This is a genomic window from Burkholderia sp. 9120, assembly GCF_000745015.1.
Lineage (GTDB): Bacteria > Pseudomonadota > Gammaproteobacteria > Burkholderiales > Burkholderiaceae > Paraburkholderia.
Genome location: NZ_JQNA01000001.1, coordinates 64,556 through 77,151, shown reverse-complemented (window position 1 = coordinate 77,151; position 12,596 = coordinate 64,556). Strand labels below are relative to the sequence as shown.

The following is a 12,596-nucleotide window of genomic DNA, read 5'->3' as shown; positions in this document are numbered from 1 at the left end:
CGCGTAGTAAAGCAGGACCACAGAACGGGGCGCATCAACGCGCCCGCGTCAACCGCGCAGGGCGCCGCGCTTTCAAAAGCGTCGAAGCGCCGCGCCGCCGCGCACCGGTTGCGCGTTACCTTAGTCGCGGTGGGTCTGCGCCCGCACCGTCGACACTGCCGGGCGCTCCCTGGTTGCGCGCGTGGATAGCGCGCTCATCAGCAGTGCCATCGACACCAGTCCGACCAGATAGATCCCCGCCATCACCCAATCCTGTTCCGCCATCATCGTTCTCCCTCTAGTGCCTCAAGTGCCGTAGTTCACTCGGTGCGTGCAGTGCATTGCACGTCGCCCTTAATCTCGATTACGGCACGCGACGCGCGAATCTTGATGCCGCGCGCTCAGGTTTAATGCGGACGCGATCACGCCATGCAGGCCGCATGAAGATTGAATCTTTCGGCGCGTCGCGCCGATTAGCGTTTAAACTTCAGCCCCTTTCGGCCGCAGGGCGTTCGTCAGCCGCCATCAGCATTCGGCAAGATCGACCGGTTTGACCGCCTCACCCGCGTTGAGGCGTACCCGGCCGCTCATGAGCGCCCCTCATTTCGATCCGCGACCCAGGTTAAATCCCTGCGAACTGGCTGACGCTGTCAACCTTTTCAGTTCGGTGCCGTTATCCATTTGTAATCGCCAGAGTAAGGCGACGCCGCGACCGACGATCCGTCGTCGCGACTGCTCCACGCAAGGCCCGCATTGACCATGTTCCACCGATATAACAAGAAATTCGACCGGCTCGGCGCGCTGCTGATCCGTGCATCGAAGACGCTCGGCAGCCGGGGCATGCTCTCGCCCGTGCTTGCGCTCGTCATTTGCGGGCTGCTGCTGGTCGTCTTGCAACATCTGTCGCAAGCGGTCGACTACCGGTCGGTGATGCGTCAGTTGCGTCATCTGAGCGGCGGCGAGTGGAGCGCCGCGCTCGGCGCGACCGCGCTCAGCTACGTCGCACTGGTCGGGCGCGATGCGGTCGGCTTGCGCTATCTCGGCACGGCGGTGCCGCGTGTGGCGCTGTGGGTCGGCGCCACCGCCGGTTCCGCGCTCGGCAACGCCACCGGTTTCGGCGCGCTGACGGGCGGCGCGGTGCGCGCGCGCGTCTATGGCGTGACGGGTGTCACGCCGGCGCAGATCGGTCGTATGACGGTGTTCACGAGCGTCTCGCTGGCGCTCGCGCTGGTATTGATGACCGCGCTCGGCATGGTGGGCGCGGCCGATACGCTCGCGCCGATGCTGCATCTCGCGCCGTTCACGTTGCGCTGGATCGGCGCAGCGCTGCTGATCGCGCTCGCACTGGCGGCGGCTGCCTGTCGCCGTGAAACCCGGCCGGTGCGCACGCGCTGGCAGTGGTTGTCGTTCGATATTCCGGCGCGCCGCGATCTGCTCGCGCAAATCGCCCTGGCCGTGCTCGACGTGGTGGCCGCGGGCCTCGCGCTGTGGGCACTGCTGCCGCATGCGGACGTGAGCTTCGTGAGCTTCGTCACGATTTACGCCGCGGCCATGCTGCTCGGCATGATCGGTCATACGCCGGGCGGCGTCGGGGTGTTCGAAGCAGCCATGGTGTTCGCGCTGAACGGCAGTGTGCAGACCCATCAGATGGTCGCCGCGCTGCTCGCCTATCGTGCGATTTACTTCGGCGTGCCGCTGATCGTGTCGGCGGCGTTGCTCGCGGGCTTCGAAGGCCGCGCGCTAAAAAGCCGTTTGCCGTTGCGGCATGCGGCGGGCGTGTCGAAACTCGCGCCGCTGTTTCTGAGCCTCGTCACGTTTCTGGTCGGCGGCATGCTGGTGATTTCCAGCGCGACGCCCGCGTTCTGGCAACGCATCCTGATTCTGCGCGACGTGCTGCCGCTGTGGGTGCTCGAAAGTTCGCAGATGCTGTGCAGCGTCCTCGGCGTGCTGCTGCTGTTCGTCGCACGCGGATTGCTGCGGCGTCTGGACGCCGCCTGGTGGATGACGCTGCTGCTGGCCGTGCTGAGCCTCGGGCTGTCGTTGACCAAGGGTCTCGCGTTCGTCGAAGCGGGCGTGCTCGGCACGCTGATCGCGCTGCTCCTGTCCACGCGGCGGCGCTTCAACCGCCATTCGTCGCTGTTCGCCGAACGCTTTACGTCGGGCTGGCTGGTGTCGATCGCGATGGTGCTGATGCTGGCCGTCTGGGTCATGCTGTTCGCCTTCCGCGACGTGCCGTACACGCGCGACCTGTGGTGGCAATTCGCCTTCGACGAACGCGCGCCGCGCGCGCTGCGCGCGACGCTGGCCGCGAGTCTGTTCGCAGCGATCTTCGCGTTCTGGCAGTTGTTGCGCCCGGCCGCCGGCCGCTTCGTCAAACCGGCGCCGGAAGATCTGCACGACGCGGCGCGCATTGTGCGCGCGCAGGAGCGCAGCGACGCCGGTCTCGCGCTGATGGGCGACAAGAGCTTTCTGTTTTCCGAGTCGCGCGAAGCCTTCCTGATGTACGCGAAATACGGCCGTACGTGGGCCGCGCTGCACGATCCGGTGGGACCGCGCGAAGAGTGGGCGGGGCTGATCAGCAAGTTCGTTGCGCTCGCCCATACTCACGGCGGCCGCGCGGCGTTTTATCAGGTACGCGCCAATGCGTTGCCGCTGTATCTCGACGCCGGCCTCACGCTGATGAAGCTCGGCGAGGAAGCGCACGTGGTACTCGACGATTTCGATCTGAAGGGCTCGCATCGCGCGCATCTTCGCTATGCGTTGAAGCGCGGCGAGCGCGACGGCTTCAGCGTCGAAGTGATCGATCAGGCCAACGTGCCAGCGTCGCTCGAAACGCTGCGCGAGATTTCCGACGGTTGGCTCGACAGCCGCGACGCGCGCGAGAAAAGTTTCTCGGTGGCCGCGTTCACCGACGAATACCTCGCCGCGCAATCGGTGATGCTGGTGCGCCAGAACGGCGAACCGGCCGCCTTCGTGACCTACATGACGACGGATATGAACACCGAGGCGACGGTCGGCGTGATGCGTCACGTGGAAAGCGCGTCGTCGTATGCGATGGAATATCTGTTCACGCAACTCGCGCTTCATTTGAAGCAGGCGGGTTTCCGCTCGCTGAGTCTGGGCATCGCGCCGCTTTCCGGCATGCAGCCGACGCCGCTCGCGTCGCGCTGGCACCGGTTTGCCGGCATCGTGTGGCGCTTCGGCGGCCGCTTCTATAACTTCCGCGGTCTGCGAGCTTTCAAGAGCAAGTTCCAGCCGCATTGGGAGCCGCGCTATCTCGCGGCGTCGGGTTCGGTGGGCGTGTTCTTCACGCTCGCGGACCTGTCATTGCTGGCAGGAGGCCGGCGTTCATGACCTTGCAATCGTTTTTCCGGCTCGCCGTTGCGGCGAGCCTCGTCACGGGCAGCGCGTTCGCGCACGCGGCAACCACAACCGTGCCGGGCGGCCGTTTCGGCGACGTGACGGTGACGCAACCCACGGGTCCATTGCGCGGCTTCGTCGTGCTGTATTCGCAGGCGAGCGGCTGGAGCGCGGCGGATCAGCAAAGCGCTGAGGCGCTCGCCAAGGCCGGCGCGTTGACCGTCGGCGTGGATAGCGCGCGCTATGCGGCGAATCTGGCCGCGACGAAAGAGACCTGCCACAAGCTGGTGGGCGACGCGGAATCGTTGAGTCATCAACTTGAGCGGCAATCGCAGTCGGCCCGTTATTTCGCGCCGATCGTCGCCGGTACGGGGCAGGGCGCGACGCTCGCGATGCACGTGCTCGAACAGGCACCGTCGAATACGATTGCCGGCGCCGTTTCCGTGGATGCCGAGCGCACGCTCGACGCGCGCTTTCAGCCGTGCCCGCCCGACCCCACGGTGATTCGCGACAAGGTGCCGGGCTTCGTCGAAAAAGCGACCACGGGGACGGCGGATCGCGCGCGCCTCGTCGCGCTGCTCACGCCGCATCTGCAAGTGCTGCCGACCAGCGACGACGACGTCTCCGATCTGCCGCTGATCGAGTTGCCGGCGGCGCACCCGAACGGCCTGATGGCGATCGTGATTTCCGGCGACGGCGGCTGGCGCGATCTCGACAAGACCATCGCGCTGGCGTTGCAGAAGGACGGCGTGTCGGTGATCGGCATGGACAGCCTGCGTTACTTCTGGAGCGAGAAGTCGCCCGCGCAAACCAGCCGCGACCTCGCGCGCATCATGCAAACCTATGGCGCGCGCTGGCACGCCCAGCATATCGCGCTGGTCGGCTATTCGTTCGGCGCGGACGTGATGCCGTTCGCCTATAACCGCTTGCCCGATACGCTGAAGTCGAAGGTGTCGCTGATCGCGTTGCTCGGCTTCGCGCCGGACGCCGATTTCCAGATTCGCGTGGGCGGCTGGCTCGGCATGCCGGCGAGCGACAAGGCGTTGAAGGTGCAGCCGGAGCTGACTCACGTACCGCCTTCGCTGATGCAATGCTTCTATGGCGAGGACGAGAAGGACACGTTGTGTCCGGCGCTGGGCAAGACCGGCGTCGAGGTGATTCGCACTTCGGGCGATCATCATTTCGGCCGCGACTACAACGCGCTCGAACAACGCATTCTCAGTTCGTTCAAGAAGCAGAGCGGCGTGCGCGATTGATCGCCGCGACGCTCGACGCAGGCCGTCGAGCGTCGTGACGAGGGATTGACAAAGCGTGCCAGGTCAACGAAGATCAACCACATGAACTGCCTCGACATCCGTATTGCGCTGATTATTAGCATCATTCATCGAATGGTGGGTTAGCGCACGTCGGTCTGCAGTGACAAACTAACCCGCCCCACGAGGCGGGTTTTTTTATGTCCGCTGGCCTGCCTCCTGGTGCATTTCCCGCTGATTCGTTATTGCCGCACAGGAGCTTGCCTTGCCGTTACACGAACTCACCCAGGTGGCCGAAGCTGCTGAAAGCGTCGCGCTTCGTCACGACTATCTGAAGAAAACTTTAACCGCGCGCGTTTATGACGTGGCCCGCGAGACCGAACTCGAACACGCGCCGAACCTATCGGCGCGTCTGCGCAATCCGGTCTATCTGAAGCGCGAGGACAACCAGCCGGTGTTCTCGTTCAAGGTGCGCGGCGCGTACAACAAGATGGCGCACATTCCGGCGGAAGCGCTGCAGCGTGGGGTGATTACCGCGTCGGCGGGCAATCATGCGCAGGGTGTGGCGCTGTCGGCGGCGCGCATGGGCGTGAAGGCGATCATCGTCGTGCCGGTGACCACGCCGCAACTGAAGGTCGACGCAGTGCGCTCGCATGGCGGCCCGACCGTCGAGATCGTGCAGTTCGGCGAGTCGTACAGCGACGCCTATGGCCACGCGGTGAAGTTGCAGGAAGAGCGCGGCTTGACCTTCGTGCATCCGTTCGACGATCCGTATGTGATCGCAGGACAGGGCACTGTCGCGATGGAAATTCTCAGCCAGCACCAGGGCCCGATTCACGCGATCTTCGTGCCGATCGGCGGCGGTGGACTCGCGGCGGGCGTCGCTGCGTACGTCAAATCAGTGCGCCCGGAGATCAAGGTGATCGGCGTGCAGACCGACGATTCGTGCGCGATGGCCGTTTCGCTGAAAGCGGGTGAGCGCGTCACGTTGAGCGAAGTGGGTCTGTTCTCGGACGGCACCGCAGTGAAACTGGTGGGCGAAGAAACCTTCCGCCTGTGCAGCGAATATCTCGACGACGTGCTGCTCGTGAACACCGACGCCCTCTGCGCCGCGATCAAGGACGTGTTCCAGGACACACGCAGCGTGCTCGAACCCGCAGGCTCGCTCGCGGTAGCCGGCGCGAAACAATATGCCGAGCGCGAAGGCATCGAGAACCAGACGCTGATCGCGATCACGTCGGGCGCGAACATGAACTTCGATCGCATGCGCTTCGTCGCCGAGCGCGCCGAAGTCGGCGAAGCACGCGAAGCAGTATTTGCGGTGACGATCCCCGAAGAGCGCGGCAGCTTCCGGCGTTTCTGCGAGCTGGTCGGCACCCGCAGCGTCACCGAATTCAACTACCGGATTGCGGATGCGAATTCCGCGCACATTTTCGTTGGCGTGCAGATCCGCAATCGCAGCGAATCGGCGCAGATCGCGGGCGCATTCGAAGCGCACGGCTTCGCGACTGTGGATTTGACCTTCGATGAACTCTCAAAGCAGCACATCCGCTACATGGTCGGCGGCCGCTCGCCGCTCGCGCACAACGAACGTCTGTTCCGTTTCGAGTTTCCCGAACGGCCGGGCGCGCTGATGAAATTCCTGTCGTCGATGGCGCCGAACTGGAATATCAGCCTGTTCCATTACCGCAATCAGGGCGCGGACTACAGCTCGATCCTGGTCGGCATTCAGGTGCCCGACAGCGAGAACCCCACGTTCGACCAGTTTCTCGCCACGCTGGGTTATCCGAACTGGGAAGAGACGCACAACCCCGTCTATCGCCTGTTTCTCGCCTAGTAAAACGCGTCGGGGTTTACCTTGAGCCCTTCCGACGCCGCAACCCACAACGGTGATCCGGCGAATGAGCCACAAGCTCCGTCTGGACAGCGTTAGCGCGCTTTTCGATCCACTAGCGCCACGAACTAACGCCTTACCGTTATCTCAAATTGAGATATCCCCTATCCGCCATATCGCGTTGCGCGATACCGGCCGTGATCGCCACACTGAGCGCCAGTTGAACACCATGTCCCGCACATACCTTGCATGGGACCGGGGAAGCGCTAAAGCGCCCACTCCGGTCGACAGGAGACAACTCATGCGCACTCAAGTTGGCATCATCGGCGCCGGGCCCGCGGGCCTGCTGCTTTCCCATCTGCTTCATTTGCGCGGCATCGACTCCGTCGTGCTCGAATCGCGCTCACGCGAACAGATCGAATCCACCATCCGCGCCGGCGTGCTCGAACAGGGCACCATGGACCTGCTGACCGAAGCCGGCGTTGGCGCGCGCATGCAAGCCGAAGGCGCGTTGCATCACGGCTTCGAACTGGCTTTCGAAGGCAAGCGCCGGCGTATCGATCTGACCGGACTCACCGGCCATTCGATCACGGTGTACGCGCAGCACGAAGTCATCAAGGATCTGGTCGCGGCGCGCGTGGCCGCGGACGGCGCGCCGCGCTTCGGCGTGTCGAATGTGTCGATTCACGGCATCGAGACCGACTCGCCGTCGATCCGCTACCAGCATGAAGGCGAAACGCACGACCTGCAGTGCGATTTCGTGATCGGCTGCGATGGCTCGCAAGGCGTGTCGCGCGCGGCGATTCCGCAGGCGCTGCGTCAGGACTTCGAGCGCGTCTATCCGTTTGGCTGGTTCGGCATTCTGTGCGAAGGCGTGCCGTCGTCGGAGGAATTGATCTACGCGCGTCACGAACGCGGCTTCGCGTTGGTTAGCACACGTTCGCCGAATGTGCAGCGGATGTACTTTCAATGCGATCCGAAGGATTCCGTCGACAACTGGTCCGACGACCGGATCTGGGCCGAACTGCACGCGCGTGTCGATTCGCACGACGGACAGCAGATCGTCGACGGCAAGATCTTTCAGAAGAACATTGTCGGCATGCGCAGCTTCGTTTCCACGACGATGCAGCACGGCCGCCTGTTCCTGGCCGGCGACGCGGCGCACATCGTGCCGCCTACCGGCGCGAAGGGCATGAACCTCGCCGTTGCCGACGTGCGTGTCCTGACGCGCGCATTGAACGCGTTCTACGCGGAGAATCGGTCGGATCTGCTCGACGCTTACAGCGAAACGGCGCTCAAGCGCATCTGGCGCGCCGAGCATTTCTCTTACTGGATGACGAGCATGATGCACCGCATCGAAGGCGCTTCGCCGTTCGAGCAGCAGTTGCAGGTGGCGGAACTGGAGTATGTGACGACTTCACGCGCGGCGGCGACCGCGATGGCTGAAAATTATGTCGGGGTCGCCGTGGCGTAGCGCAAAGCGGGCAGGGCACGCTGCGCGGTGCTCTGCGCGGTTTGAAGCGCCGCCATTTTTCATTGTCGTTCGCAAAGCAACAGTGTATTCAGGATTAGCGGATTTATCCCCTACCACCAGGCACCTAGACTGTCTATATGGCTGCAGTGATAGCCAGATTCACGGCGCGTTTAGAAATAAATGCGGAGACAAATTCTGGAGGTGGTTTCATGAAGTCGCTCATTCAAGCCGTTGCTATCGCTGTGGTGCTTGCCGTGCCGGTAGCCTCATTCGCCGAGTCGTCCATGCAACCGGCGGCGCAAGACGCGCAGTCGGTGCAGGCGTCGCCTGCCGATCAGCAAAATGCCACTCAGGCCGCCAACAGCGGTTATGGTTCGGGCAGCCGTGGTACGTGGCAAGCGGGTTATGCCAACGACACCACGGTGAGTTCTTATTCGCCGCCGATCCGCAACGCTCGTTAAGCGCAAGCGAACACAAGCAAGCGCATGACATGAGGGCCACGGCGATGAATTCGCCGTGGCCCTCCGTGTGCAATCCGCAATCCGCTTGATTCACGTTCAAGCTAACGCTCAAGCTCAAGACCGAGACGTTCTCATCAACGTCATCTCGTTGCGCAGTAGCGCGATCAGATCGTCATCCGTTGGGCGCGTGCCCCAATGCCGCGCGCCGGCCACCGAAGCAATCGCCATCCACGAATGCGGTGGAAACCACTCGCGCAGCAGCGCGCCATCCTGACGCACACACAATTGCCCGGTCTGTTCGCTGTATTCGGCGCAGACGACCTTGTCGTCGATCTGCGCGGTGACGCGTCGTAGTTCGGTGCGTAGCAAAGCGTCGCTCCTTTGATCGGTGTGGCGCGATGCGTTGCGCGGTCCGGCCTGGTCAGCGACGCCGCCAGGTTGATGCATCAATGGTTGGCGTTGCCTTGCCAACCGCCGTTCGGGCCATGACCGCCATCGCGTCCATCAGGACCGTGCCAGTCGCCGTGCGGACCGCGAGCGTCATGCCATTCGCGTTCGTCGCGATGACGCGCTTCCCACTCGCGACGTTGCCAGTAGCGATGGCCGTCGTAATAGCGCTCGCCATACCAGCCCGGCGTCACCACCACGACCGGCGGAGCGGGTGCGTACACCGGCGGCGGAGGTGGCGCGGCATACACCGGTTGCGGCGCATACACCGCGCCCGGAATGCCGATGTTCACACCTACGTCGACGTGCGCGAGCGCCACCGACGACGCACCGATTCCCAGCCCTGCAACGATCGCCATCGACAACCAGCGGCTTCGTGAATTGCTCATGTTTTATTCTCGGTTTCTATGATTGAGTGTGAAGGGTCTGGCGCAAGCAAAGGCCTAGTAATGATCGTGATAGTAGTGATCGTGATAGCCGCCGCCGGGCACCACGATGCAACCGCCTAAAGCACTGCCGAGCGTGACGGCGAGAATAACCAGCGCGAGGATTCGTTTCATGACGTTGCTCCGTTGTTGCGTGTGACCGAACTCTACTGAGCGGCGTCATTACCGATGTGTTCGTGTGTAACAGGACGTGTCGATGCCGCTTCGTGCCGTGGCGGCGCGAAGCGGCTGCGAAAGAGGGAAGCGGATGGTTCGGGAAGACCTCGGCCGGGCGCGATAGCGAAGGCCAAGCCATTGAACGCGCTATGAAAAAAACCGCCTACGTGGATGGCGAATCGAATGATGCGAGCAAAGCGATCGACGCACGAACGGCCTCTATCTATACGGCATCGTGTTTCGTCGCGAACCGCGAAAGCGGATACATTCAGTTGCAGACTGAGGATGCCACGCAACATTCACCAGCCTTGCGACGCGTCGCAGCGTCGCCTCATCGGGCGCGGTGACCTCTAGCCTTGCTCTGCCGCGAGACCTTCAGCAGCAGAGGCAGTAGAGGCAGCAGAGGCCGCCGCCGCGTCGCGATAGCCGAGCCGCGCGGAGATCGCCTGACCCGACTCCTTCAACAGCGCGACATAGTGCGACTTCGTATCGGCGCCGCAGCGCATGGTCGGAAACGAAACCGACAGTCCGGCGATCACGCGCCCGAAGCGATCGAACACCGGCACGGCGAGACAGCGCAAACCTTCTTCCTGTTCCTCGTTGTCTTCGCCGTAACCTTGCTCACGCACGCGCGGCAGAATGCTCAACACCGCGTCGGCGGACGCGAGCGTTTTTTGCGTCGACTTGCGAAACTCCACATGCGAGAGCACTTCGCGCGCGTCGGCCGGGTCCATCCACGCCAGCAGTACTTTGCCGATCGCCGTGCTGTGCAGCGGATTGCGTCGGCCGATCCGCGACTGCATGCGCAGGCCGTAGTCGGCGTCGATCTTGTGGATGTAGATGATGGCGTCTTCGTCGAATGCGCCGAGGTGGACCGCTTCGCGCGTCACCGCGCCGATGCGGCGCATTTCGATGTCGGCCTCGCGCACCAGATCGACGCTTTCCAGCGCCTTCGCGCCGAGTTCGAACAGACGGATGGTCAGCCGGTAGCGTTCGGTTTCGACTTCCTGCGTCACATAGCCGAGCGCCTTCAACGTCTGGATCACGCGATGCACGGTGGTCTTCGACATGCCGAGCCGCTGCGACAGTTCGCTGATGCCGATCTGTCCACGCTCGCCGATCGCGCCGAGAATCGCGAACACGCGGCCGACCGACGAAGCCGATTCGCCGCGCTCGCCGCCGCAGTCGGCGTTGTCCGCGTCCTGGATTGGCGCGGTGTCGTCGTCTTTGCCCTGTTTGCTCATTGCTGCCATTTCCGTGTTTCCTCGCTATACCGTGCTGCCGGGCTCGATGTTCTTCGTCCGCGCTACTGTGGCTTTTTTCATTGGGCTACGCCAGGCCATTTTCGCAGGCGCCGAGAGCATACCGCGTCCGGCGCGATTCGCCGATCTAACGCGCGAGCCACCCGCCATCCACCGCCAGTGTATGCCCGTGCACATAGTCGGAAGCGGACGAGGCCAGAAACACCACCGGCCCGGCGAGATCCTCCGGCGTGCCCCAGCGGCTCGCCGGAATGCGCCCGAGAATTTCGTCGTTGCGCTGCGCGTCGTCACGCAGCGCCGCCGTGTTCGCGGTCGCCATGTAGCCGGGCGCGATCGCGTTCACGTTGATGCCTTGCGCGGCCCATTCGTTGGCGAGCAGGCGCGTGAGACCGAGCACGCCGCTTTTCGACGCCGTGTACGAAGCGACCCGTATGCCGCCCTGAAACGACAGCATCGAAGCGACGTTGATGATCTTGCCGCCGCCGCACTGCTTGACGAACTGCCGCGCCGTAGCTTGCGACAGAAAGAACAGGCTCTTCAGGTTGACGTCCATCACCGCGTCCCAATCGTCGACGCTGAACTCGAGCGCGTCGTCGCGGCGGATGATGCCCGCGTTGTTCACCAGCACGTCGATGCGGCCGAACGCTTCTACCGCGGCGCGCACGATGTCGTCGACCGGCGCGATCGACGCAAGATCGGCGCGCACGTCGGCGAAACGCCGGCCGCATGACTGAACGCGCGCGGCCGTGTCGCCGGGATCGGCGCGGCTCACGCCGACGATGTCGCAACCCGCGGCGGCGAGCGCGACCGCCATGCCGGCGCCGAGCCCCGTATTGCTGCCGGTGACGATGGCGACGCGGCCGCTGAGATCGAAAGTGTTCACGGTATTCAAGCCCATGTCGTGTGCAAAGATTGCGCGATATAAGCCACGCCGACCACGCGATCCACGCGCTCCATCAACGCAGCTCGCGGACCGCGAGATGATCCATGTCGCCGAACACCTGGTTTTCGCCGACCATGCCCCAGATGAAGGTGTACGCGCGCGTGCCGACGCCCGAATGAATCGACCAGCTCGGCGAGATCACCGCCTGTTCGTTGTGCACGAGAATGTGCCGCGTTTCGTGCGGCTCGCCCATCATGTGGAAGACGGCGGCGTCGTCGGCAACGTTGAAGTAGAAATACACCTCCATGCGGCGCTCGTGCGTGTGGCACGGCATGGTGTTCCACAGATTGCCCGCTTCGAGTTTCGTCATGCCCATCGACAACTGGCAGGTGGGCAGCACCTCGGGCACGATGAACTTGTAGATGGTGCGACGGTTGCTCGTGGCCGGGTCGCCGAGCGTTTGCGGCGCCGCTTGCGCGAGCGTGATCGTGCGGGTCGGATACGACGTGTGCGCGGGCGCGCAGTTCACGTAGAACTTCGCGGCATGCGCGGCGTCGTCGCTGCCGAACGCCACGGCTTGCGCGCCCTTGCCGATATAGATCGCCTCTTCGTTGCGCACGGTATAGCGCTGGCCGTCCACATCGACCCAGCCGTCGCCGCCGATGTTGATCGCGCCGAGTTCGCGCCGCTCGAGCAGATAGTTGACGCCGATCGCCTTGCCGAGCGAGCCCGGCACTTCGACCGCGCGCGTCGCCGGCCACACCCCACCAACAATGATCCGGTCGATGTGGCTATACGTGAGCTTCAGCGCATCGCGCTCGAACACCTGGTCGACGAGGAACTGTTTGCGCAGCCCCGCGGTGTCGAGCGTTTTCGCGTACTCGCTGTTGATGGCCTGTCTCACTTCCATGATTTCGCTTTCTCCGCTCGGTTGAGGCGCCTGGCCGCGTCGGGTCCGGGACGCCGTTCTGGCCACGACTGTAGCGCAAAATTCGTATTTCGGAACATCGGTCCGAAAATATTGCGACGCGACATCAACAC

At 63.6% G+C, this 12,596-nt stretch carries 11 protein-coding genes; 5 read left to right on the top strand and 6 right to left on the bottom strand.

What is annotated here, in order from left to right; genetic code table 11:
* Positions 1-120: 120 nt before the first annotated feature.
* Positions 121-267, bottom strand: a complete 147-nt coding sequence (locus FA94_RS39010; protein ID WP_197070165.1) for a hypothetical protein — start codon at positions 265-267, stop codon at positions 121-123.
* 471 nt (positions 268-738) lie between these two features.
* Here FA94_RS39010 and mprF point away from each other — a divergent pair, with 471 nt between their 5' ends.
* The 5 genes from mprF to FA94_RS00330 all read left to right on the top strand — a co-directional run bounded on the left by mprF (position 739) and on the right by FA94_RS00330 (position 8,361).
* Positions 739-3,333, top strand: coding sequence for a bifunctional lysylphosphatidylglycerol flippase/synthetase MprF (mprF, locus tag FA94_RS00350; protein WP_035545766.1), 2,595 nt, complete (start codon positions 739-741; stop codon positions 3,331-3,333).
* A complete protein-coding gene (locus tag FA94_RS00345) occupies positions 3,330-4,595 on the top strand; it encodes a virulence factor family protein (RefSeq protein ID WP_035545763.1) in 1,266 nt (421 codons plus the stop codon). The genes mprF and FA94_RS00345 overlap by 4 nt, the downstream gene beginning before the upstream one ends.
* A 262-nt stretch (positions 4,596-4,857) precedes the next feature.
* The gene (ilvA, locus tag FA94_RS00340; protein WP_051980239.1) at positions 4,858-6,429 is read left to right on the top strand and encodes a threonine ammonia-lyase, biosynthetic; all 1,572 of its coding nucleotides are present in this window, start codon (positions 4,858-4,860) and stop codon (positions 6,427-6,429) included.
* 298 nt (positions 6,430-6,727) lie between these two features.
* On the top strand, positions 6,728-7,900 hold the full coding sequence (locus FA94_RS00335; RefSeq protein WP_035545761.1) for a 4-hydroxybenzoate 3-monooxygenase: 1,173 nt from the start codon (positions 6,728-6,730) through the stop codon (positions 7,898-7,900).
* Between the two features lie 209 nt (positions 7,901-8,109).
* Positions 8,110-8,361 carry a hypothetical protein gene (locus FA94_RS00330; protein WP_035545758.1) on the top strand — a complete coding sequence of 84 codons (252 nt, stop codon included), beginning with the start codon at positions 8,110-8,112 and terminating at the stop codon, positions 8,359-8,361.
* A 114-nt stretch (positions 8,362-8,475) separates the two neighbouring features.
* Here FA94_RS00330 and FA94_RS00325 read toward each other — a convergent pair whose 3' ends face one another.
* The 5 genes from FA94_RS00325 to kduI all read right to left on the bottom strand — a co-directional run bounded on the left by FA94_RS00325 (position 8,476) and on the right by kduI (position 12,465).
* The gene (locus tag FA94_RS00325) at positions 8,476-8,730 is read right to left on the bottom strand and encodes a hypothetical protein (RefSeq protein ID WP_035548926.1); all 255 of its coding nucleotides are present in this window, start codon (positions 8,728-8,730) and stop codon (positions 8,476-8,478) included.
* Between the two features lie 77 nt (positions 8,731-8,807).
* The gene (locus FA94_RS00320) at positions 8,808-9,197 is read right to left on the bottom strand and encodes a hypothetical protein (RefSeq protein ID WP_035545756.1); all 390 of its coding nucleotides are present in this window, start codon (positions 9,195-9,197) and stop codon (positions 8,808-8,810) included.
* A 563-nt stretch (positions 9,198-9,760) separates the two neighbouring features.
* Positions 9,761-10,663 (bottom strand): DNA-binding transcriptional regulator KdgR, encoded by a 903-nt coding sequence (kdgR, locus tag FA94_RS00305; RefSeq protein WP_051980237.1) that lies wholly within the window; start codon positions 10,661-10,663, stop codon positions 9,761-9,763.
* Positions 10,664-10,799: 136 nt separating this feature from the next.
* Positions 10,800-11,570, bottom strand: coding sequence for a 2-dehydro-3-deoxy-D-gluconate 5-dehydrogenase KduD (gene kduD, locus FA94_RS00300; protein WP_035545751.1), 771 nt, complete (start codon positions 11,568-11,570; stop codon positions 10,800-10,802).
* A 58-nt stretch (positions 11,571-11,628) separates the two neighbouring features.
* On the bottom strand, positions 11,629-12,465 hold the full coding sequence (kduI, locus tag FA94_RS00295) for a 5-dehydro-4-deoxy-D-glucuronate isomerase (protein ID WP_035545749.1): 837 nt from the start codon (positions 12,463-12,465) through the stop codon (positions 11,629-11,631).
* Between the last annotated feature and the right edge of the window lie 131 nt (positions 12,466-12,596).